This is a genomic window from Rhizobium alarense (assembly GCF_021555155.1).
GTDB classification, from domain to species: domain Bacteria; phylum Pseudomonadota; class Alphaproteobacteria; order Rhizobiales; family Rhizobiaceae; genus Rhizobium_D; species Rhizobium_D alarense.
This window is the reverse complement of sequence record NZ_JAKGBU010000064.1, coordinates 1-20,723: the sequence shown is the minus strand read 5'-3', so window position 1 is coordinate 20,723 and position 20,723 is coordinate 1. Positions and strand designations below refer to the sequence as shown.

Annotated in this window: 21 protein-coding genes, 1 tRNA gene and 1 pseudogene; 7 read left to right on the top strand and 16 right to left on the bottom strand. The window is 63.9% G+C overall.

Annotation, left to right across the window (positions count from 1 at the left end):
- Nucleotides 1-84: 84 nt before the first annotated feature.
- Complete coding sequence (locus LXM94_RS18555; RefSeq protein WP_235772950.1) at nt 85-1,080, top strand: alpha-2,8-polysialyltransferase family protein; 996 nt, start codon at nt 85-87, stop codon at nt 1,078-1,080.
- On the opposite strand, the gene LXM94_RS18550 is transcribed toward LXM94_RS18555, so the two are convergent.
- The 4 genes from LXM94_RS18550 to LXM94_RS18535 all read right to left on the bottom strand — a co-directional run bounded on the left by LXM94_RS18550 (nt 1,056) and on the right by LXM94_RS18535 (nt 5,259).
- On the bottom strand, nt 1,056-1,610 hold the full coding sequence (locus LXM94_RS18550) for a class I SAM-dependent methyltransferase (protein ID WP_235772949.1): 555 nt from the start codon (nt 1,608-1,610) through the stop codon (nt 1,056-1,058). The genes LXM94_RS18555 and LXM94_RS18550 overlap by 25 nt on opposite strands.
- 305 nt (nt 1,611-1,915) lie before the next feature.
- Nucleotides 1,916-2,911 (bottom strand): Hsp33 family molecular chaperone, encoded by a 996-nt coding sequence (locus LXM94_RS18545; RefSeq protein WP_235772948.1) that lies wholly within the window; start codon nt 2,909-2,911, stop codon nt 1,916-1,918.
- Between the two features lie 211 nt (nt 2,912-3,122).
- Nucleotides 3,123-4,040, bottom strand: coding sequence for an ornithine carbamoyltransferase (gene argF, locus LXM94_RS18540; RefSeq protein WP_235772947.1), 918 nt, complete (start codon nt 4,038-4,040; stop codon nt 3,123-3,125).
- A 31-nt stretch (nt 4,041-4,071) separates the two neighbouring features.
- Entirely contained in the window at nt 4,072-5,259 is a 1,188-nt protein-coding gene (locus tag LXM94_RS18535) for an aspartate aminotransferase family protein (RefSeq protein ID WP_235772946.1), read from the bottom strand.
- 417 nt (nt 5,260-5,676) lie between these two features.
- Here LXM94_RS18535 and LXM94_RS18530 point away from each other — a divergent pair, with 417 nt between their 5' ends.
- On the top strand, nt 5,677-6,195 hold the full coding sequence (locus LXM94_RS18530; RefSeq protein WP_235772945.1) for a GcrA family cell cycle regulator: 519 nt from the start codon (nt 5,677-5,679) through the stop codon (nt 6,193-6,195).
- A gap of 76 nt (nt 6,196-6,271) precedes the next feature.
- Here the strand turns inward: LXM94_RS18530 and phoB are convergent, their stop codons facing one another.
- From phoB to phoR, 7 genes are all read right to left on the bottom strand, one after another.
- The gene (gene phoB, locus LXM94_RS18525) at nt 6,272-6,955 is read right to left on the bottom strand and encodes a phosphate regulon transcriptional regulator PhoB (protein WP_235772944.1); all 684 of its coding nucleotides are present in this window, start codon (nt 6,953-6,955) and stop codon (nt 6,272-6,274) included.
- Between the two features lie 230 nt (nt 6,956-7,185).
- The gene (phoU, locus tag LXM94_RS18520; protein ID WP_235772943.1) at nt 7,186-7,908 is read right to left on the bottom strand and encodes a phosphate signaling complex protein PhoU; all 723 of its coding nucleotides are present in this window, start codon (nt 7,906-7,908) and stop codon (nt 7,186-7,188) included.
- Nucleotides 7,909-7,961: 53 nt separating this feature from the next.
- A complete protein-coding gene (gene pstB, locus LXM94_RS18515) occupies nt 7,962-8,723 on the bottom strand; it encodes a phosphate ABC transporter ATP-binding protein PstB (protein ID WP_235772961.1) in 762 nt (253 codons plus the stop codon).
- A gap of 71 nt (nt 8,724-8,794) precedes the next feature.
- A complete protein-coding gene (gene pstA / locus LXM94_RS18510) occupies nt 8,795-10,150 on the bottom strand; it encodes a phosphate ABC transporter permease PstA (protein ID WP_268965170.1) in 1,356 nt (451 codons plus the stop codon).
- Entirely contained in the window at nt 10,147-11,607 is a 1,461-nt protein-coding gene (pstC, locus tag LXM94_RS18505; RefSeq protein WP_235772942.1) for a phosphate ABC transporter permease subunit PstC, read from the bottom strand. The genes pstA and pstC overlap by 4 nt, the downstream gene beginning before the upstream one ends.
- Nucleotides 11,608-11,680: 73 nt before the next feature.
- A complete protein-coding gene (locus LXM94_RS18500; protein WP_235772941.1) occupies nt 11,681-12,706 on the bottom strand; it encodes a substrate-binding domain-containing protein in 1,026 nt (341 codons plus the stop codon).
- 192 nt (nt 12,707-12,898) lie between these two features.
- The gene (gene phoR / locus LXM94_RS18495; RefSeq protein ID WP_408015666.1) at nt 12,899-14,197 is read right to left on the bottom strand and encodes a phosphate regulon sensor histidine kinase PhoR; all 1,299 of its coding nucleotides are present in this window, start codon (nt 14,195-14,197) and stop codon (nt 12,899-12,901) included.
- A gap of 140 nt (nt 14,198-14,337) precedes the next feature.
- On the opposite strand from phoR, the gene ppk2 reads away from it, so the two are divergent.
- Nucleotides 14,338-15,225, top strand: a complete 888-nt coding sequence (ppk2, locus tag LXM94_RS18490) for a polyphosphate kinase 2 (RefSeq protein ID WP_235772939.1) — start codon at nt 14,338-14,340, stop codon at nt 15,223-15,225.
- A 24-nt stretch (nt 15,226-15,249) separates the two neighbouring features.
- Here the strand turns inward: ppk2 and LXM94_RS18485 are convergent, their stop codons facing one another.
- Entirely contained in the window at nt 15,250-16,416 is a 1,167-nt protein-coding gene (locus LXM94_RS18485; RefSeq protein WP_235772938.1) for a biotin transporter BioY, read from the bottom strand.
- Nucleotides 16,417-16,661: 245 nt separating this feature from the next.
- Between LXM94_RS18485 and LXM94_RS18480 the strand changes: the two genes are divergently transcribed.
- Entirely contained in the window at nt 16,662-17,624 is a 963-nt protein-coding gene (locus tag LXM94_RS18480; RefSeq protein WP_235772937.1) for an NAD(P)H-dependent flavin oxidoreductase, read from the top strand.
- Between the two features lie 112 nt (nt 17,625-17,736).
- Nucleotides 17,737-17,812 (top strand) — tRNA-Thr (locus LXM94_RS18475).
- Nucleotides 17,813-18,002: 190 nt separating this feature from the next.
- Here the strand turns inward: LXM94_RS18475 and LXM94_RS18470 are convergent.
- Together LXM94_RS18470 and LXM94_RS18465 are read right to left on the bottom strand one after the other, a co-directional pair.
- The gene (locus tag LXM94_RS18470; protein ID WP_235772936.1) at nt 18,003-18,191 is read right to left on the bottom strand and encodes a hypothetical protein; all 189 of its coding nucleotides are present in this window, start codon (nt 18,189-18,191) and stop codon (nt 18,003-18,005) included.
- A 97-nt stretch (nt 18,192-18,288) separates the two neighbouring features.
- Nucleotides 18,289-18,450, bottom strand: a complete 162-nt coding sequence (locus LXM94_RS18465) for a hypothetical protein (RefSeq protein ID WP_235772935.1) — start codon at nt 18,448-18,450, stop codon at nt 18,289-18,291.
- 220 nt (nt 18,451-18,670) lie between these two features.
- Here LXM94_RS18465 and LXM94_RS18460 point away from each other — a divergent pair, with 220 nt between their 5' ends.
- Entirely contained in the window at nt 18,671-19,087 is a 417-nt protein-coding gene (locus tag LXM94_RS18460; RefSeq protein WP_235772934.1) for a DUF4189 domain-containing protein, read from the top strand.
- 88 nt (nt 19,088-19,175) lie between these two features.
- Nucleotides 19,176-19,601: a DUF1772 domain-containing protein gene (locus tag LXM94_RS18455; protein ID WP_235772933.1), complete on the top strand. Its 426-nt coding sequence runs from the start codon at nt 19,176-19,178 to the stop codon at nt 19,599-19,601.
- A 72-nt stretch (nt 19,602-19,673) separates the two neighbouring features.
- Here the strand turns inward: LXM94_RS18455 and LXM94_RS18450 are convergent, their stop codons facing one another.
- The gene (locus LXM94_RS18450; RefSeq protein WP_235772932.1) at nt 19,674-19,919 is read right to left on the bottom strand and encodes a hypothetical protein; all 246 of its coding nucleotides are present in this window, start codon (nt 19,917-19,919) and stop codon (nt 19,674-19,676) included.
- An 87-nt stretch (nt 19,920-20,006) separates the two neighbouring features.
- A pseudogene (locus LXM94_RS18445) lies at nt 20,007-20,723 on the bottom strand (DAK2 domain-containing protein); the annotation flags it as partial.

Genomic DNA, 20,723 nt, shown 5'->3' with positions numbered 1-20,723 from the left:
CTATCCATAGAGTAACATGAGGAATTCCATGAGTTCCGTATCGTGATTTTAAAAATAGGAAATTTTAATTTTTCGAGGCTTCCAATGACAGATTCCGTCGCGTTCATCACCGGTCCGGCCGATCTCTTTAATTTGCTGTCGGCTCTACCGGAACTGAATTTACCCATAGACCGATGGATAATCGCGATTATCGGCACGGAAAGAAATATAAGCCAATCGATGATTGAAATGTGCGGAAAAATTTCCGGGAAAGAGAAAATCTATTTTATAAACTTTGAAAATAAATCATCAATCGGTCATTTTATTACTGAATATGGAAGTAAATTTTCCAATATCGCAACCACACATTTGTTTGGCAGTAATGAAAATTCAATTTTATCTAAAATAGAATGGAATAATCTTATACTCATAGAGAACGGCATAGCCACATACTACCCACCATTTTCAAGAATAAAATGTGACAAAAACTCCTATTTAAATGCGAAAGCAAAGTATATTCCCGACATTGCGATTCTTCCTCTTTCCAAGAGTCATCAGATTGGCCTTCCTTTTTACTTGAGAGGCTACGAACAAATATCGACAATTGGGTACGATGAAAAACGTTACAGGGCGACTCTGTCCCAGATTAGATCCGCTCTCGGAATAAGATGTCTGCGTACAATCTTCGAGGAATCCAGCAAGATTGCCGTCGTTGCCGGCACCTCTCTTTCACGCACCGGCGTCATAGACGCAGAGACAGAGACAAACATTTACGAAAATCTTCTGGAAACCATCCTGCTCGAAGGCGACTACGACCAAGTTGTATGGAAACCCCATCCTCGCCAAAATTCAATCACCGCTCCGAATATAACATCTCAGGCGAATTTTACGGTATTAAACGACAGCCTTCCCCTCGAGATTTACCTGCCATTTGACGACAATAGCGTGGATGTTTTTTCGATAGCGTCGTCATCGCTACTCACCGCCGAATTGTTTCACCATCTAAGATCCTACCGTGTTCAAGCCGAGCTGGAAACAAAATCTCATCCCCATCTCGAAGCAATGAGATTGCTATTTCAGGAAAAATCGATGGCACAGTGATATTTTGTGGTCGCTATTGTTTCCCTGCCTCGAGGCTTTTTAATATCGCCAACGACTTCTTCACGAACAATTCGAAAGCCAAGGCTGCGGAACAGCCTCTGCCACCAATCTGGTGTTTCAATAATCAAATGAGCATTTCGGCCATCCGGAAGAAAATGCAACGCCTTATGACACGCAATTAAATGATACTGCACCTTGTTTGTTCGTTTATATAAATCTGTCAGGACATACTCAAGCAAATTTGGCTCGATATGCTCGAGAACATCTTTGCTGAATATCATGTCTGTATTATTCGGAAGAGAACTCTCTGCAACAGCAGGATCATAGCCGACAACATCAACGTCAGGAAACTGGCGCTTCAATTCCTGCGTGACCAGGCCTTTGCCACACCCAAAATCGACCAAGGACTCCACCTTATACTTCGAAATACACCACTTTGCCATTTCGGGCACTGTCGCGCTTTTCCCCCAACCGGGCTGGTTGCGATGCATCTCGGAGAGCATATCCCTGTACTGACTGGACGTCGTCATTGGAGCCTCATGACCGTTGTAGGGGTATCCCCAAATTCGTGGGCGCTATGCAAATCTGGAGTTTAAATTGCCGAGCCCATCGGCCTGTGTTGGCTACAACAAGGCGCAAAACTTAGCAACGCCTCCCAACAACGTATGTGGAGCGCAGCAGTGAGGCGCCAACACCAGCGCACAGGCAAAACTGTTACAGCGATGCCGATCGCACGAAAAGCAGCAATTGCACGCCGGCTTCGCCCTCTCGCTCGATACGCCCGGCCAGGTGCGGGTGCTGAACTGACGGGCACGGCCGGCGGCGATGGCAGGGCTCAGGCCGGCGGCAGGACTTCGGATGCCTCGAAGCGGTAGGTCGTCGAGCAGAATTCGCAGGTCGCCGCGATTTCGCCGTCGTCCTCCGTGCTGTGCTCGATCTCCTCCCGCGACAGGCCGGAGAGAACCGACTTCAGCTTCTCCCTCGAGCAGGAGCAGCGGTCGAGGACCTGCTGCGGCGGATAGACGCGCACGCCGCGCTCATGGAAGAGGCGATAGAGCAGCCGTTCGCTGCCGACCTCCGGATCGGTGAGCTCGCCGCCGTCGATCGTTTCCAGCATGGTCTTGGCTTCGGCCCAGTGGTCGTCGTCGGCGATCTTGTGGCCCACCTCCTCGCCGTCGCCGCCCGGCAGGTCCGGCTGGCGCATGCGCTCCGGCGCCTCGGGCAGGAACTGGGCGACCATGCCGCCGGCCCGCCAGTGATGGCGGGGCCTGCCCTCGCCGTCGCGATCCCAGAACTCGGCGACCGCCAGGCGGACCTTGGTCGGGATCTGCTCCGACTGCCGGAAATAGACCCCGGCGATCTCCTCCAGGGTGGCGCCGTTCAGCTCGACGATGCCCTGGTAGCGCTGCATGTGCTGGCCCTGGTCGATGGTGAAGGCAAGAACACCCTTGCCGAGCAGTTCGTGCGGCTGGGCGGCGCCCGCCTTGACGGCGGCGGCGAGCGCTTCCTCGTCGAAGCGGGCATAGGCGCGCACGTTCTCCGGGCTCGCGAAATCGGCAACGAGCAGGTCGACCGGGCCGTCACCCTTCGTCTGAACGATGAGCTTGCCCTCGAACTTCAGCGACGTGCCGAGAAGCACCGTCAGGACGATCGCCTCGGCGAGCAGGCGCGCGACGGGTGCCGGATAGTCGTGCCGTCCGAGAATGCCGTCGAGCATCGGGCCGAGCTGGACCGCGCGGCCGCGCACATCGAGGCCCTCCACCTGGAAGGGCACGACATGATCGTCTCCCGCGAAATCGAGCTGGCCGAGTCTGGGGGCGGTCTGCGCCATCGTTCTACTCCTTGCACGCATCGCGCGGGCCCGGTGCATCCCGCGCCGCCGCGCCGTCGCTCATGTTTCCTGTCGTGATTCTGTGCCGGTCATGGGGAGATGATTCCACACCAGGACGGCAAGCACCAGATGAACGCGCCGCGGCGCGTCCGTTAAGCCCCGTAGATCGTGTGCCGCGCCGACAATTTCAATGGCGGCAGAGGACGGGTGCTCAGAGCGCCCCGAGGCACCAGGCGAGGATCGATTTCTGCGCGTGCAGCCGGTTTTCCGCCTCGTCGAAAACGACGGATTGTTCGCCGTCGATGACCTCGTCCGTCACCTCTTCCCCGCGATGGGCGGGCAGGCAATGCATGAAGAGGGCGTCCTTTCCGGCCTTCGCCATCAGCGCGCCGTTCACCTGGAAGGGCTGGAAGACATTGTGGCCGCGAGCACGGTGCTCCTGGTTCATCGAGACCCAGGTATCCGTCACGACGCAGTCCACGCCGGCAACCGCCTGGTCGGCATCATGGCAGAGCATGATGTCGCCACCATTGTCGCGCGCCCAGTTCAGGATGCGGTCGTCGGGCTCGGAGCCGAGCGGCACCGCCATGTTCATGCGGTAGCCGAAGCGCGCCGCGCCCTCCACGAAGGAATGCAGCACGTTGTTGCCGTCCCCGGTCCAGGCGATGGTGCGTCCCCTCACCGGCCCACGATGCTCCTCGAAGGTCATGATGTCGGCCATGATCTGGCAGGGATGGGTCAGGTCCGTCAGACCGTTGATGACCGGCACCGTGGCGTGTTCCGCCAGCTCCTGCAGGCGGGAATGGTCGGTCGTGCGGATCATGATCGCATCGACATAACGCGACAGGACCTTCGCCGTGTCGCCGATCGTCTCGGCGCGGCCGAGCTGCATTTCGGTGCCGGAGAGAAACAGCGTCTCGCCGCCGAGCTGGCGCATGCCGACATCGAAGGAAACGCGGGTGCGGGTCGAGGGTTTCTCGAAGATCATAGCAAGCATCTTGCCGGCAAGCGGCTTGTCCGCCGTGCCGGCCTTGGTGGCCGTCTTGCGCATCTGCGCATCATCGATGATCGACCGCAGATCTCCCGCGCTCATCGCGGAAAGATCGAGAAAGTGTCTGGTATTGCTCATGAATGCGTCCCGTATGCCCCGCCTGAACCCCTCAGGCAACCTTCACCGTGCATGTCTCCGCCGCCTGCTCGATGCGCCGGAGACCTTCACGCGCCTCGTCGGCCGTCGTCACCAGCGGTGGCAGCAGGCGCAGCACGTTGTCTCCCGCCGGCACGGCGAGAAGGTTCTGCGCCCTGACGGCCGCCAACAGGCCGGCGACCGGCCCCCTTGCCTTGATGCCGAGCATCAGGCCCTCGCCGCGAATGTCGTCGATCACGTCCGGGAAGCGGTCCTTGAGGGAGGCGAGCCCCTGCCGGAAGACGAGCGCCACGTCCTGTACATGCTGCAGGAAACCATCCGCAAGCACGACGTCGAGCACGGCATTGCCGACGGCCATCGCAAGCGGGTTGCCGCCGTAGGTGGACCCGTGCGTGCCGGCGACCATGCCGGACGCCGCTTCCGAGGTGGCGAGGCAAGCGCCGAGCGGAAAACCGCCGCCGATGCCTTTGGCGACGGCCATGATGTCCGGCGTGATGCCCGCCCACTCGTGCGCGAACAGCTTGCCGGTGCGTCCGACGCCGCTCTGCACCTCGTCGAGCACCAGGAGCAGGCCGTATTCGTCGCAGAGCGCCCTGAGCGCCCGCAGGAAATCGTTCGGAACCGTGCGGATGCCGCCCTCCCCCTGCACGGGTTCGATCAGGATCGCCGCGGTCTCGTCGGTGATCGCGTCCTTGACGGCGGAAAGGTCGCCGAAGGGCACCTGGTAAAAGCCGGGCGCCTTCGGGCCGAAGCCTTCGAGATATTTCTCCTGCCCGCCGGCGGCGATCGTCGCCAGCGTGCGGCCGTGGAAGGCACCCTCGAAGGTGATGATATGGAACTTGTTCGGGTGCCCCTTGGCGAAGTGATAGCGCCGTGCGGTCTTTATGGCGCATTCCAGCGCCTCGGCACCCGAATTGGTGAAGAACACCTTGTCCGCGAAGGTCGCCTCCGTCAGCCGCCGGCCGAGGCGCTCCTGGCCGGGCACCTCATAAAGGTTCGACAGGTGCCAGACCTTCTCCGCCTGGGCCTTCAGCGCCTCGACCAGATGCGGATGGGCATGGCCGAGCGAATTGACGGCAACGCCGGCCGCAAAATCGAGGTAGCGCGTGCCGTCCTCGGCGATCAGCCAGACTCCCTCGCCGCGCTCGAACCGCAGGGGCGCGCGGGAATAGGTGTCATACAGCGGCGTGGCTTCGGCCATGGCGCAAACTCCGGACGGGACTGCGGATATGATCATCGGGGTCTTGACTTTTCGGAGGGCCGGAAAATCAAAAGCCGCCCGGGGGCGGCGGCGGCACTATCGGCATTTCAGGCTTCGATGTCAACAAACGCCGCGATGAAAGGACCCTGAACCTGCCGCTACGTGAGGATTCACGCGACGGTCCGCAAGTGTCGCAACCGAGTCACACCGGGGCAGCAAGTTGGGGAAAACCCGAAAATCGATTCGCGCGGAATCCGCCGACTCTTGTCACAGAGTCACCCTGTCAGTAGGTTAACAGCCAATTGCTAGGCTGCATGCGGCGGAACTAGTCACCACCAGTGTTACGCGTTCATATGTCCCGGACCCGTCCGGGACAGCGGCGAGGGATTCCGCGAACGCCGAAACGGAGACAAGAGCATGAATTGGACGGACGAGCGCGTCGAGAAGCTCAAGAAATTGTGGGCCGAGGGCCTGAGCGCGAGCCAGATCGCGGCACAACTCGGCGGTGTCAGCCGGAACGCGGTGATCGGCAAGGTCCACCGCCTCAACCTGCCGGGACGGGCGAAATCCGGCGGCGTGCCGTCGCCGGCACGCCCGAAGCGGCCCGTGACGACGGCGCGGCCGGCCAACTACCCGGCGCGCGTCGCGACCCGGACCGTGGCACGGCCGGCAGGCGCGACCCTCCTGCAGGAGGAGATCGATGTCGATTTCCTGCCCGAGCAGCAGACCCGCGCCGACAGCAATGTCGTCGTGCCGATGTCGCGCCGGCTGGAGCTGACGCAGCTCACCGAGCGGACCTGCAAGTGGCCGAACGGCGACCCGCTGAAGGACGACTTCCACTTCTGCGGCAACGAGGCGCCGGACAACTCGCCTTACTGCAACTACCACCAGCGGCTGGCCTACCAGCCCTCGGCGGAGCGGCGGCGGATGCGCTGAGGCATCCGGCCGATCCTTCAACGAAAAACGGGCCCCGTCGGGGCCCGTTTTCTTTTGACGGCAAGACTGACGACCGTCAGGATTCCAGCGAATAGCCGGCGCCGCGCACGGTGCGGATCACGTCCTGCATGTTGGCGAAATTGAGCGCCTTGCGCAGCCTCCCGACATGGACGTCGACGGTGCGTTCGTCGACATAGATGTCATGGCCCCAGACACCGTCGAGAAGCTGCGACCGGGAGAAGACGCGGCCCGGCGAGACCATGAGGAATTCGAGCAGGCGGAATTCCGTCGGCCCGAGCCGGACCTCGCGGGTGCGGCGATGGACGCGGTGCGTCTCGCGGTCGAGTTCGATGTCGCCGCAGCGCAGCACCGTCGAGACGACCTCCGGGCGCGCCCGGCGCAGCATCGCCTTGACGCGTGCCATCAGTTCCGGCGTCGAGAACGGCTTCACCACGTAATCGTCGGCGCCGGTTGCAAGCCCGCGCACCCGCTCGCTTTCCTCGCCGCGCGCCGTCAGCATGATGATCGGCAGGCGCTCGGTCTCAGGACGCTGGCGCAGCCGCCGGCACAGTTCGATGCCGGAAACGCCCGGCAGCATCCAGTCGAGGATGAGAAGGTCGGGCTGGCGTTCCTGGAGGCGGATTTCCGCCTCGTCGCCGCGCAGGATCGTGTCCACCTCGAAGCCTTCCGCCTCGAGATTGTAGCGCAGCAGCACGCTCAGCGCCTCTTCGTCTTCGACCACAGCAATCTTCGGGATCATCTCGACCGTCTCCTAGAGCCCGTCCGCCTCCGTTCAAGCGGCAGAAACGCTCCATCTCTTCGTTTAGAGGCACGTCCGGGCGCCAATCATCGCGCATTTCCACCGGAATTGCTCCAGACCGATTCCGTTTCCTTCGATCCGCGGAACGCTCCGTCGCCTCAGGGCCGCTCAATTTTCCGGCCCCGGATCGATCACGACCCGGGGGGATCATGCCTGGTGCGCCGTGTGCTCTACAGAGCCTGCTCGCCGAGCGCACCGACGGACGTGGTGTTGTCGTCCTTCGGGCGCTCGCCCTCCGGCTGCTCGCCGGTCGCCATGTAGAAGATCGTCTCGGCGATGTTCGTCGCATGGTCGCCGATGCGCTCGATGTTCTTGGCGCAGAACAGGAGATGGGTGCAGGGGGTGATGTTGCGCGGATCCTCCATCATGTAGGTCAGGAGTTCCCGGAAGAGCGAGGTGTAGATCGCGTCGATCTCGTCGTCGCGCTCGCGGATCGCCGTCGCCTTCTCCGGCGAGCGCGTCGCAAAGACGTCGAGCACTTCCTTGAGCTGCGTCAGCGCGAGCTCGGCCAGATGCTCGAGGCCGCGGGCCAGCGTGCGGGGAATACCCGAGCTCTGCACGGCGATCACGCGCTTGGCGGTGTTCTTGCCGAGATCGCCGACGCGCTCCAGCTCCGCCGCGATGCGGATGACGCCCATGATCTCGCGCAGGTCGGCGGCGACCGGCTGGCGCTTTGCGATGGTCACGATCGCCTTCTCGTTGATCTGGCGCTCGGCCTGGTCGAGGATCACATCTTCCGAAATGACCTTCTGGGCGAGCGCCGCGTCGGTGTTCACCAGGGCGCGGACGGCGTCCGCCACCATCTGCTCCGCCGTGCCGCCCATTTCGGAGATGCGACGCGTCAGGTATTTCAGTTCCTCGTCATAGATCGAGACAATATGGGTCGATGACATTGGTGTCGTCCTCAAAGGCACACGGATTGGGGGGGCGCAGGCGGTTCCGGGACTCAGCCGAAGCGGCCCATGATGTAGTCCTGCGTACGCTGGTCATCCGGGTTGGTGAACATCTTGTCCGTATCGTCCTCCTCGACCAGGTAACCGAGGTGGAACATGGCGGTGCGTTGCGATACGCGGGCCGCCTGCTGCATCGAGTGCGTCACGATGACGATGGTGAAATTCTCGCGAAGTTCGTGGATCAGTTCCTCGACCTTGGCGGTCGCGATCGGGTCCAGCGCCGAACAGGGCTCGTCCATCAGGATGACTTCCGGGCTGACGGCGACGGCGCGGGCGATGCAGAGGCGCTGCTGCTGGCCGCCGGAGAGGCCCGTGCCCGGCGAATCCAGGCGGTCCTTGACTTCGTTCCACAGGCCGGCCTTCTGAAGGGCCGACATCACGATGTCGTCGAGTTCCGACTTCTTGTGCGCCAGGCCATGGATGCGCGGACCGTAGGCGACGTTTTCGTAGATCGACTTCGGGAACGGGTTTGGCTTCTGGAACACCATGCCGACCTTGGCGCGCAACTGCACCGGGTCCACCTTGGGATCGTAGATGTTCTCGCTGTCGATGGTGATGTTGCCCTCGACACGGCAGCTCGCAATCGTATCGTTCATGCGGTTGATGCAGCGCAGGAAGGTCGACTTGCCGCAGCCCGACGGGCCGATGAAGGCCGTGACGGAGCGCGGGCGGATCTCGATATTGACATCCTTGATGGCGTGCTTGTCGCCATAATAGACCTGCACGTCGCGTGCGGAAACCTTGGATTGAGTCATTGCGGCAACCTTCGTCGTCGGCGTCGTCGTCGTTGTCATACTGGACATATTGTTCATCATTGCGCTCCTTTTTACCAACGGCGCTCGAAGCGGCGGCGAAGAATGATGGCGATCAGGTTCATGGCGATCAGGAAGACCAGCAGCGCGATGATGGCGCCGGAGGCCCGCTCGACGAAAGCAGGGTCGCCGCGCTGAGTCCAGTTATAGACCTGGACCGGCAATGCCGACGCCGGCTGGAAGAAACCGTCCGGCGGACCGGCCGGATATTCGCGGACGAAGGCCACCATCCCGATCAGCAGCAGCGGTGCCGTCTCGCCGAGCGCGCGGGCGAGGCCGATGATCGTGCCGGTGAGGATGCCGGGCATGGCGAGCGGCAGAACGTGATGGAAGATGGACTGCATCTTGGAGGCGCCGACCCCGAGCGCGGCGTCGCGTATGGACGGCGGCACGGCCTTCAGCGCCGCACGCGTCGCGATGATGATGGTGGGCAGCGTCATGAGCGTCAGCACCAGACCGCCGACGATCGGCGCGGACTGCGGCAGGCCGACAAAGTTGATCAGGACGGCGAGACCGAGAATGCCGAAGACGATGGAGGGAACGGCGGCGAGGTTCGCGATGTTGACCTCGATAAGGTCTGTGAAGCGGTTCTGCGGCGCGAATTCCTCAAGGTAGATCGACGCGGCCACACCGAGCGGCAGGGACAGGACGAACACGATGAGCATCATATAGACCGACCCGATGATGGCGATGCCGAGGCCGGCGGCCTCCGGTCGCGTATCGGAAGCGTCCGGTGCGGTGAAGAACGACCAGTTGAAGCGCGTCGTCAGCAGACCGGCATCCTTCAGCTTGTCCGCCAGCATCAACTGCTCGGGCGAGGTATTGCGGTCGAGTTCCGCGCTCGCCATCGTCACGCGGCCCTTGTAGTAGCCGTCAATGCGGCCGGTCGCCAGCAGGCTGAACGGCACGGTCTCGCCGATTTTCGACGGATCGGCAAGCACGTAGCGGCGCAGGTCGGCGGGAGCCTCCTTGGAGATCAACTCGGCCGCGGCCTTGGCGTTCATGCCGTCGACGGTGATGCCTTTTTCCGCCATGGCGTCGGCGAGCGCCTTCTCGATAAGCGGCACATAACCGAAGGTCGAGACCTTTGCGATGTCGTCCGGATTGCGGTTGCCGGCCTTGTCGAGCCTCGCCGGATCCAGATGAACGTTCAGCGCGACATAGGTCTGCTGGAAGGACGACACGCCGTTCGACAGGATCGACGCCAGCAGGCCGATGAGGGCTATGATGCCGATGGCAACCGCGATTTTGCCCATCATGCGGAAGCGGGCCTCCGCGGCATTGCGGCGACGGGTCCGGGCGTCGACCGCCAGGATCGATTTCCCGTGGGCACCCGTCGTGGAATTGCCGAATACGGTAACGTCGGTCATTCGTACTGCTCCCGGTACTTGCGGACGATGTAGAGGGCCAGCACGTTAAGCCCAAGCGTTATGACGAACAGGGTCAGGCCGAGCGCGAAAGCGACAAGCGTTTCGGGGCTGGCGAATTCCGTGTCGCCCGTCAACTGGCTGACGATCTTGACGGTGACCGTCGTCATCGCCTCGAAGGGATTGATATCGAGCTTCGCCGATGCGCCGGCACCGAGAACCACGATCATCGTCTCGCCGATCGCGCGGCTGGCAGCCAGCAGCACGGCGCCGACGATGCCCGGCAGCGCGGCCGGCAGAACGACCTGCCTGATGGTCTCCGAATGCGTCGCGCCAAGTCCATAGGATCCGTCACGCAGCGCCTGGGGCACGGCATTGATGATATCGTCCGACAGGGAACTGACGAACGGAATGATCATGATGCCCATCACGAGGCCGGCGGTCAGGACCGACGAGGACGAATTGCCGAGCCCGAGGGGCTGGGCAAGCCAGTCGCGCAGGAACGGGCCGACGGTGATGAGGGCGAACAGCCCGTAAACGATCGTCGGAATGCCCGCGAGGACTTCGATGGCCGGCTTGACGATGCCACGCGTCGTCGCGCCGGCATATTCCGAGAGGTAGATCGCGATCATCAGGCCGAGCGGGACGGCAACGATCAACGATATGAGCGAGACGTAGAAGGTGCCCCAGAGCAGCGGCAGGATGCCGAGGTCGGAGCCGCCGCGGAACTGCGGGTTCCAGACCGTGGAGAAGAAGAAGTCCTGCGCGGGATACATCTTGAAGAAAAGAACGGTCTCGACGACGAGCGACCCGACGATCCCCACCGTGGTCAGGATGGCGACCAGCGACGAACCGAGGAGCAGCGCCTTGACGAAGCTTTCCGTCATGTTGCGCGCCCGCATGCCCGGCTGGATGCGGCGATAGGCCCAAGGGGCAAAACAAACGGCCAGGCCAAGGACCACGATCGTCATCAGCAGGTTGCCGGTCTTGGCGGACTGGCGAAAGGTCTTGGCGGCCTCGAAGACCTGCGGCGGCACGTCGCTGCCGAGCGCGACGCCGACCGAGGCAAGGCGGCTGCGGACGTTGGAGAAGTCCGAACGCATCTGGCCGAGTTCGTCCTCGCTGATGCCACCCTGCACAAGGACCGCATCGAGCCCATTGGCGATGCGGCGGACGTCGGCCATCACCAGACTGCGCGCGCCGCCTTCGGGGATGACACTGTCCGGGATCATGCCGCTCACGCGGCTCTCGATCGCCATCGGCTGCAGGAACAGCCAGCAGACCAGGACGACAAGGGCCGGCACGGCGGTGAACAGAGCAACCGTGTAGCCGTAGTAGCCGGGGAGAGAATGCAGCTTTTCGCCGCTGCTTGCGGCAAGAGACAGGGCTCGGCGCCTGCCCAGAACATAGCCGAGTACCGCCAGCACCGCCACGGCAAGGATAATGATGCCCACACTCATCTTGTCCAGATCCCTTGGAGGAAATTGAAAACTGGCGGCGCAATGATTGCGCCGCCAGGTCTGCGTCCAGGACTTAGTTCAGGGCGCCCATCGGCGTGCGGGCCTTGACGGCTTCCTGCGTCTTGGCCAGCTCCGGGTCGGAGACCAGGCCGTAGGCAGCCAGCGGGCCATCCGGGCCGGCCATCTCGTCGGAAACGAAGAACTCGACATATTCCTGCAGGCCGGGAACGACGTCCAGGTGGGCGTTCTTCACGTAGAAGAACAGCGGACGGGAAACCGGATACTCGCCGGAAGCGATCGTCTCGACGGACGGAACGATCCCGCCCATGGTGGCGACGTGCAGCTTGTCCGTGTTGTTCTGGTAGAAGGACAGGCCGAAGACGCCGATGCCGTTCTTGTTGGCGTCGACGCGGGCCAGCGTCTCGGTGTAGTCGCCGTCGATGTCGACGGAAACGCCGTCCGTGCGGAGCGCCATGCATTCCTTCTCTTCGCCGCCGGCAGCCTTGATCGCTTCAGCGGTGCCGTTCTCTTCGCAGCCGGCAACGAGAACCTTCTCGTCGAAGACTTCGCGGGTACCGTGCTTGGTGCCCGGGATGAAGGCGAGAATCTGCTGATCCGGCAGATCGGCGCGGATTTCATTCCACTTCTTGTACGGGTTGTCGACGAGCTGGCCGTCCTTGACAACCTTGGCAGCCAGGGCGGAATGCCAGTCAGCCGGGGTGAAGGCGTATTCCGGGCCGTTGATGTCCGAAGCGAAGACGATGCCGTCGTAGCCGATGCGGACTTCCTGGATGTCCTTCACGCCGTTGGCGGCGCAGTTGTCGATGTCCGACTGCTTGATGCGCGAAGAGGAGTTCGCGATGTCGATGGTGTTCTCGCCAACGCCCTCGCAGAGCTTCTTGCGGCCGGCACCCGAACCACCGGACTCAACGACCGGAGTCGCGAATTCAGTGTTCTCGCCGAAGGCTTCTGCCACGATCGAGGCGTAGGGAAGTACGGTCGAGGAACCGGCGATCTGGATCTGGTCGCGCGCAACCGCGACGCCTGTGAATGCAGCCGACGCAACGAGTGCTGCGACAATGAGCTTAAGAGACTTCATCTGGGTTCTCCCGATATGGGCTTGTGTGGGTGCGCCGACCTTCGGGCGCTCGCTTGCCGTTGATCGGCCGCCCTTCTCTAGACCCCGATCGCCATTGCTTTTATGTCAGTTTGACGAAACATTTATGACAGGTCATCCTATTGAAAATAAATGGAATTTAAAAAATCCTACCGCCTTGTGCGACGGTTTATGTCAGAATCTGACGGTGAACACCGCGCCCTTGCCCAATTCCGACTTCACGATCAGGCGCGCACGGTGGCGGGTGAGGATGTGCTTGACGATCGCAAGGCCCAGACCCGTGCCCTTCCGTGACCGGCTCGCCTCGACATTCACCCGGTAAAACCGCTCCGTCAGCCGGGGAACATGCTCGGAGGGGATGCCCGGGCCATAATCGCGCACGCTGACTTCCGCCGGCCTGTCGCCCTCGGCAGGCGTCAGCGCGATCTCCACACGCTTGCCATCCTGGCCGTATTTGCAGGCGTTCTCGATGAGGTTCTCGAAAACCTCGATCAACTCGTCCCGATCGCCGATGACCTCCACCGGTCCGGAGCCTGCCTCGACATGCAATTCGACGCCGAGCTCTTCGGCGAAGGGTTGCAGGCTGTCGCGCACATGGCCGAGCAGCGGACGGAGGTCTATCGTCTGGTCCGGCGCGATATGCGACTTCAATTCCAGCCGCGACAGGGACAAAAGGTCGTCGACCAGCCGACTCATCCGGGTCGCCTGCTCATGCATGATGCCGAGAAACTTCTGATGCGCCTTCACGTCGTTGCGGGCAGGTCCCTGCAGGGTCTCGATGAACCCCCTCAGCGAGGCGAGCGGCGTGCGCAGCTCGTGGCTCGCATTGGCCACGAAATCGGAGCGCATCCGGTCTATCCGACGCGCCTGCGAGACATCGCGGAAGGAGATGAGGAAATAGGTGCCGGCCTCGCCATCCAGGTCCATGCGCACCGGCGCAACCCTCACGATATAGACGGTCTCGGACGGCAGCCGCTCGGAGTGCTCCACCTCGCGCACCTCGCCGCGCGCGATCGCCTCACGGGCGACGTCGAGAATCGCGGGCGCGCGGATGCGCCCCGAAAGGTCCGGATTGCGCGGGATCGGTCCGAACAGCGCGTCGGCCGCGCGGTTCTGCAGCCGCACGGCTTCATGCGCGCTGACGAGCAGCACCGGCATGTCGAGGGCATCCAGCAGCGCCTGGCTCGGGCGAAGCCTGTCATCGGCCCTGGCGACCGCGGCGGCGGTGGCGACGGCGGATACCGGGACCGCCGCGGCCCTTGCCTCTCCATCGGCCCGCAGCAGGGGCCGCGCCAGCCCGGCGAGGACGATCAGCGCGATCGAAAAGAGCACCCAGGCGAGATCGAACCCGCCGGCCCACATGACGAAGCCGACGAAGACGGCAGCCGAGGCAAGCACGCGTTCGCGCCAGACCTGGAGGAGGAACCAGCCGAGCCTGGTCTCGCGCTCCAGCACCGTGAACTCCTCCTTCATCACCATTGCCACGCTCCTAACACGACGCTTCAATCGTCTAGTGCTACCGCGGTTTCATGACATGTTTTTCACGATGCGCTTGAATTCGCAATGCGATTATGGCCTGCTCCCCCACCGGAGCGCTGCCTGGAGAGCGAGAGATGTCGAAACTGATCGAAAACGCGGCCGTCGACCTGACGATCGGCGGCAAGGTGCGGACCTTCGACGTGGACGATCCGAAGCTGCCGGACTGGGTGGACGACAAGGCCCTCTCCTCCGGCGGTTATCCCTACGAGGAGAAGTTCGACAAGGACGAATACGAGGACACGCTGGAAAAGCTGCAGGTCGAACTCGTCAAGGCGCAGTTCTGGCTGCAGGAAACCGGGCATCGGGTGATCGCCGTCTTCGAGGGCCGTGACGCGGCCGGCAAGGGCGGCTCCATCTTCGCCACCCGGGCCTATCTCAACCCGCGTTCCGCGCGCGTCGTCGCGCTCAGCAAGCCGACGGAGACGGAGCGGGGCCAATGGTACTATCAACGCTACGTCACCAATTTCCCGACGGCCGGCGAATTCGTGATGTTCGATCGGTCCTGGTACAACCGGGCCGGTGTCGAGCCGGTGATGGGCTTCTGCACGCCGGAGCAATACGAGGATTTCCTGAACGAGACGCCGCATTTCGAGAAGATGGTGATCACCGAGGGCATCCACTTCTTCAAGTTCTGGCTCGACATCGGCCGCGAAATGCAGATCAAGCGCTTTCACGACCGACGGCACGATCCGCTGAAGATCTGGAAGCTGTCGCCCATGGACATCGCCGCGCTCAACAGGTGGGACGACTATACGGAAAAGCGCAACCGCATGCTGAAGGCGACGCATACGCAGAAGGCGCCGTGGACCATCCTGCGCTCCAACGACAAGCGCCGCGCGCGGCTGAACCTCATCCGCCATATCCTGTCCACGCTGGACTATGCCGGCAAGGACAAGATTGCGATCGGCGAGAGGGACGCGAGGATCATCGGCGAAGGGCCGAAATTCCTCGGCATAGACTGAGCCCTTGCCCGTCGCCGCCGGCCATCACTGACCGGGCAGGATTCGCGCGCCGAAGAGATTGACGCTCGCGCCGCCGCCGCCGACATCCGCGACGACGTAGAGCTTTCCGGCAGCGTTCGGCACCAGCGAGCGGTCGAAGTCGACCTCGAAGAGAAGGTCCGTCCGGTCGGACACGGTGAAGCGGTGGCGGCCGCAGGTTCCGAGCGAACCGAAGTCGCATTCCACCGCCACCTGGACGGGCTTGCCATCCGTCGCCTGCATCGTCAGCGCGATCGTCGAGGACTTGCCGGCCATTGCCTCCAGCACCTCCGGCGGGACCGCAATCGCGACGGCGCCGTTCCGGTCCGCGGTGCGCGACGTCACCCGGACAGCCGCGCCTTCGTTCGTGGTGACCGGCTCCGCGACGGCGCCGGTGCCGGCGCTGAGGTCCGCCGCGTCCTGCGGCGCGAAAATCTCCTTCCAGTCCGACGAGAAGCGGCTCTGCGTCTCGAGCGCCTTCAGAAGCGGATCTTCGCCGGCGAAATCCTCCCCGGCCAGCGTATCCGGCGGATTGGGCACGCTGCCGTCTCGTTCGGCGGGCGACAGGAGCAGGCCGCTGCTCTCCACCCACCAATAGGCGGAACCGGCCGCCGCGACGAGCGTCGCCGCCACCAGGAAGAGCGAGAAGAGCCGTCCGCGGCGCCGGCGGGGCTTGGCAGCCCGTTCCGGCCGGAAATCGGCACTGGCGTCGGACGCGGCGCGCGCCGTGTCCGACTGTGTCGCGACCGCCGGCTGGGATGCCGCGCCGAAACGGTCGGCGCGCTGCGGACGGAGGTCGCCCATGACCGCGTCGTCGGCCGCATGCGCGGGCGCAGGCTCCCGCCGGCCGGCGTCCGGCGACACGTCGACGACCGGCACGGCAGCGGGGCGGCGGGCGCCCTCCTGCGTCGGCGTTTCGAGGCGGGGTTCGGCGCGCTCCATCGCCGCCGGTCGCGGCTGCGCCGCGCGCCGTTCCTCGGCCTCGATATGGTGGATGATTTCCTCCAGGCGATGCCGCTGCGCCGCCACCACGTCGGGGTCGCGGATGTCCTGCTTCTTCAGACCCGCCTCCAGCGCGTTGCGCGCCGACTGGTAAATCCGTGCGCGCGTCTCCGGGTTCTGCCGCTCCGACCGCGCCAGCGCGTTCTTGATCGCCTCTTCCAATCCGCTCACATAGGCTCCTCTACGGCACCGCGCCCCTTGCGTCCGGCACCGGAATCCTGTGGAAACCGTCCCCGTTTCCGCTCCCGGTTAAGACGTGCGTAACGTTTGGCGGAATTTTGCGCAAGCCCGACCGCCCCTGTGGCCCGCCGGCGCACAGCTTCCTGGCCGTTACCCCCTGCGCGACCTAGGCAAGAGCGAAGCAAGATGCTAGGATTTTGACGTTTCCGTAAACGTCAAAAGAAATCGGCTTCGACATGGTCCTTCCTTCCGTTCTCCGCGACACGCTGCGACTGCCGGCGATTGCGGCACCGCTCTTCATCATATCGCATCCGCAGCTGACGATCGCCCAGTGCAAGGCCGGGGTCGTCGGCGCCTTCCCGGCGCTCAACGCCCGTCCCGAAGCGCAGCTCGACGAATGGCTCGCGGAAATCACCGAGGCACTCGCAGCGCACGACGCCACCCATCCGGACCGGCCGGCGGCACCCTTCGCGGTGAACCAGATCGTGCACAGGTCGAACCGGCGGCTCGAGCACGATCTCGCCATGTGCGTCAAATACCGCGTGCCGATCGTCATTTCCTCGCTCGGCGCCGTGCCGGAGGTGAACGCCGCGATCCATTCCTACGGCGGCATCGTGCTGCACGACGTCATCAACAACCGCCACGCCAGCTCGGCGATCCGCAAGGGGGCCGACGGGCTGATCGCGGTGGCGGCCGGCGCGGGCGGCCACGCCGGCACGCTTTCGCCTTTCGCGCTCGTCCAGGAGATTCGCGAATGGTTCGACGGACCGCTGCTGCTTTCCGGCGCGATCGCCACCGGCAGCGCCATCCTCGCCGCGCAGGCGATGGGCGCGGACCTCGCCTATATCGGCTCGCCCTTCATCGCCACGACCGAGGCACGCGCCGCCGACGCCTACAAGCAGATGATCGTCGACAGCACCGCCGCCGACATCGTCTATTCGAGCTCGTTCACCGGCGTGCACGGCAACTACCTGAAGGGCTCTATCCGCGCGGCGGGCCTCGACCCGGACGACCTGCCGGTCGCGGACCCGACGAAGATGGACTTCGAGACGGCGACGACCGGCGCCAAGGCCTGGAAGGACATCTGGGGCTGCGGCCAGGGAATCGGCGCGGTGAAGGATGTGGTGCCGACCGGGGTGCTGGTCGGCCGGCTCGCGGCGGAATACGACGCAGCGCGCAACCGCCTCTGCCGCGCCTGAGCCGGGCGCCTGCGGAAAATCGCGCGAAGTCCGACAAGACGGCTTGAAATCGATCCGTTTTGCGGTTATCAGCCCCTCACCTTCGGTCCCGCCCCTGTTCGGGACCAACCGGGCCGCTTTAGCTCAGTCGGTAGAGCACGTCATTCGTAATGACGGGGTCACGTGTTCGAGTCACGTAAGCGGCACCATTTCACCGGGCACCCCGCCCGATCCGCCTCCCGATAAGTGCAGCATCTTGCTGCGGCGACAACCCGCCGCTTGTGGAATTGCGGTGTCTGATGCCACGCGTCCATGTTCTTTCAGCGCGGCCCGGGCAAACTTTGCCAGGCACCGGCCCGTATGCTGACGTTCAAGTCAGGCACCAAATTTTCCCGGACCTCAGCGGAACAGCGGCTGGCGGCGGCAGTTGACGAGGAGCTCGTGTTTTGTCGCGAATTCTCCGAAGAGCTTTCGGAGCCGCTCCTCCTCGATCTTCTCGAGCCGGTGGCGCCGGGCGAAATCCCGGACGCTCCACACCTCCCGCACCTTCTTCGCCTCGACATCCGGCGGTTCGGCCACGTGTTTCATGGACTGCCTCCCACACAACCGACGAACAACGTGCGAGAATGCCGCTGGTTCCGTCGCGTGACAAAAATTTCGGGCGTGCCCGGTACGGCGTCGGGCCCTACTGCAACGCGCCCTGCGTCATCTGACGCGGCGTCGAGGTGAGGCGATCGGCGGACGGGGCCGATTCGGCGCCGGGCTCGAAACGCTGCACCACCAGGATGCTGAGAACCGAGCCGACGATCAGACAGAGCACTGCGATCATGACGATGCGAATTGGCATACGGGCCTCCTGCCCTCTGCTCCTGTCGACGATCGGTGCTGCGACGCGCACGGACGACAGAGTTTCAGAAACGGGGCCGGCCGGTCTTTGTTCCGAAAAGCCGGCATGGGGCGCCCGCAAGAACCTCCGCAAATGGCCGAGGCAGCGGCCGTGCCGGCAGTTGCGCCGCGCCGGAAAGCCGAGCAGTATCCGGACCGGACAGGCAGGGAGACGATCGATCATGCGCCATTGGCATCACGCGCCTTTCGCGGCGACATTCCTCGTGATGAGCCTTGCGACGCCGGGCGCGGCCGAAGACCTCGTCGGGGCTTTCGCCTTTTCGCAGAACAAGCACCTTCACGCCTTTTCCGGCCCGAAACCGTCGCAGGCCGAAGCGGAGACGGCGGCGCTCGAAATCTGCAGGGCCCAGGCCGACGACTGCCAGGTGACCAACTATTTCCAGAATGCCTGCGGCGCGCTCGCCACGGCCCCGGACGGCGCCTGGGGCGCGAGTTGGGGCAATTCGGAACCGGCTGCCCGCCAGCGCGCGCTGACCTATTGCGCCGAGCATTCGACCGAATGCACGGTGCTCACCGTGCAATGCGTCGGCGTCAGCGGCTTTGCCGCGCCGCCGATGGCAAGCCCGCAGATGAACTGAGGCTATTCGGGAGACGCAGGCGCGCCGGCTTCGCCCGCCCGGCTCATTCCGTCCGGAACCATTTCAGCGGCCCGTCCATTCAGTCCGGATGAAATTCGTCGCCGTCATACTCACGGGGCTTTCGCTGGTCGCACCGGCGGCGCACGCCTTCGAGTTCCTGAACAAGATCGGGCTGCCGAAGGCAGAGTACGTCGTCGTCCAGCAGATCTACAGCGGCTGGTGGCTGGTCGGCCTGCTGTTGCCGCTGGCGTTTCTCGCCAATCTCGGCAATGCGTTCGTCCTGCGCGGCGACAGGGTTTCGCTGGTGCTGTCCATTGTCGCGGCAGCCCTGATCGTTCTCAATCTGATCATTTTCCTGCTCGTCACGCAGCCGGCGAACGCGGCGACCGAGAACTGGACCGTGCAGCCTGACAACTGGCAGAACCTGCGCAGGCAATGGGAGTATTCGCACGTCGTCAACGCCGCCGTGAACCTCCTCGCCTTCTGCTGCGCCACGCTTGCATCGACACGATGAAAGCCGCGCGGACGGGGACGGGCATCATCGACGGATGGTGGCCAAGCCGGGCAAGGGAGCCGGCGACGGCTGTCAGTCGCGCTTGACGGAAAGCAGGACGTCCCAAAGATCAGCGCCGGTCTCGAAGGCCGCGGCGTTTGCCTTGAAGCCTGTTTCGGCGTCGAGCATCGTCGTCAGCGCCTGCAGCGGATCGGCATTCTCCACGGCGGACGTCCCGGCCGGACCGGCGACGTCGCGGGCGACAGCGGCAAGCCGGCTCGACTGGAGCCGCATGCCCTCGACGGCAGTCTTCAGGACGGATGTCAGTGAAAGGCTCATCGCTTCGATCCCCAGCCGGTGACAGTGCCGCAACACTAGCGACGACCGCCTTCCTCTTCGTGAACGGGTCTGGTGCAATTTTATGCGTCATGCGGGATTCGGAAGGCTTTCGCCCACCACGCGCGCAACCATCGCAAGCGAGACCGCACCGGCATCCGGATGGCCGATGCTGCGTGCCGCAAGCGGCCGGGCGCGGCCGAGCTTCGGGCTGAGCGCTGCCGTCGCCTCCGCCGCCGCCTGCGCGGCGCGGGCGGCCTCGGCCCAGGCGGCCGCGAGCGGCTTGCCGGCGGAAAAAGCGTTCTACAGCGTTTCGACGAAGGGCGCGAAGGCATCCACCAGCGTCTTGTCGCCGAGACGGGCGCCGCCGAGACGGGTCACGGCCGACAGCGCAAGCCGTGCCCCCCGGACTGCGGCCGCCGCATCGATGGCGGCATCGTCCCGCAGGGCGCCACTCCAGGCGCGCAGCAGCAGGCCCCAGAGCGCGCCCGACGTGCCGCCGGCGCGATCGGCCCAGGCGTCGCCGGCGGCCGCGAGCACGCTCGCCGACCCCGCCCCGGCCGCAGCGGCGGCCGTCGCCGCCTCGAAGGCCGCCTGCGCGCCGCGCCGCATGCCCTGGCCATGATCGCCGTCGCCGGCAAAGGCGTCGAGCCTGCCGAGGTCGTCCTCCGCTCGGCGCAACGCGTCGGCGATCCGGCCGACGATCCCGGCGATGCAGGCACCGCCCGCCCTGCCCGCCGCGCTCGACGGTCCGTAGACAGGTGCCGCGTCTTCCGCCGGGATCACATCCGTCGCAGGCGCGGACGG

Bases quoted from the DNA above. Each gene is read 5' to 3' on its own strand.
- LXM94_RS18555 (WP_235772950.1), top strand. From the start codon at position 85: ATGACAGATTCCGTCGCGTTCATCACCGGTCCGGCCGATCTCTTTAAT.
- LXM94_RS18550 (WP_235772949.1), bottom strand. From the start codon at position 1,610: ATGACGACGTCCAGTCAGTACAGGGATATGCTCTCCGAGATGCATCGC.
- LXM94_RS18545 (WP_235772948.1), bottom strand. From the start codon at position 2,911: ATGGCGCAGACCGCCCCCAGACTCGGCCAGCTCGATTTCGCGGGAGAC.
- argF (WP_235772947.1), bottom strand. From the start codon at position 4,040: ATGAGCAATACCAGACACTTTCTCGATCTTTCCGCGATGAGCGCGGGA.
- LXM94_RS18535 (WP_235772946.1), bottom strand. From the start codon at position 5,259: ATGGCCGAAGCCACGCCGCTGTATGACACCTATTCCCGCGCGCCCCTG.
- LXM94_RS18530 (WP_235772945.1), top strand. From the start codon at position 5,677: ATGAATTGGACGGACGAGCGCGTCGAGAAGCTCAAGAAATTGTGGGCC.
- phoB (WP_235772944.1), bottom strand. From the start codon at position 6,955: ATGATCCCGAAGATTGCTGTGGTCGAAGACGAAGAGGCGCTGAGCGTG.
- phoU (WP_235772943.1), bottom strand. From the start codon at position 7,908: ATGTCATCGACCCATATTGTCTCGATCTATGACGAGGAACTGAAATAC.
- pstB (WP_235772961.1), bottom strand. From the start codon at position 8,723: ATGACTCAATCCAAGGTTTCCGCACGCGACGTGCAGGTCTATTATGGC.
- pstA (WP_268965170.1), bottom strand. From the start codon at position 10,150: ATGACCGACGTTACCGTATTCGGCAATTCCACGACGGGTGCCCACGGG.
- pstC (WP_235772942.1), bottom strand. From the start codon at position 11,607: ATGAGTGTGGGCATCATTATCCTTGCCGTGGCGGTGCTGGCGGTACTC.
- LXM94_RS18500 (WP_235772941.1), bottom strand. From the start codon at position 12,706: ATGAAGTCTCTTAAGCTCATTGTCGCAGCACTCGTTGCGTCGGCTGCA.
- phoR (WP_408015666.1), bottom strand. From the start codon at position 14,197: ATGAAGGAGGAGTTCACGGTGCTGGAGCGCGAGACCAGGCTCGGCTGG.
- ppk2 (WP_235772939.1), top strand. From the start codon at position 14,338: ATGTCGAAACTGATCGAAAACGCGGCCGTCGACCTGACGATCGGCGGC.
- LXM94_RS18480 (WP_235772937.1), top strand. From the start codon at position 16,662: ATGGTCCTTCCTTCCGTTCTCCGCGACACGCTGCGACTGCCGGCGATT.
- LXM94_RS18470 (WP_235772936.1), bottom strand. From the start codon at position 18,191: ATGAAACACGTGGCCGAACCGCCGGATGTCGAGGCGAAGAAGGTGCGG.
- LXM94_RS18465 (WP_235772935.1), bottom strand. From the start codon at position 18,450: ATGCCAATTCGCATCGTCATGATCGCAGTGCTCTGTCTGATCGTCGGC.
- LXM94_RS18460 (WP_235772934.1), top strand. From the start codon at position 18,671: ATGCGCCATTGGCATCACGCGCCTTTCGCGGCGACATTCCTCGTGATG.
- LXM94_RS18455 (WP_235772933.1), top strand. From the start codon at position 19,176: ATGAAATTCGTCGCCGTCATACTCACGGGGCTTTCGCTGGTCGCACCG.
- LXM94_RS18450 (WP_235772932.1), bottom strand. From the start codon at position 19,919: ATGAGCCTTTCACTGACATCCGTCCTGAAGACTGCCGTCGAGGGCATG.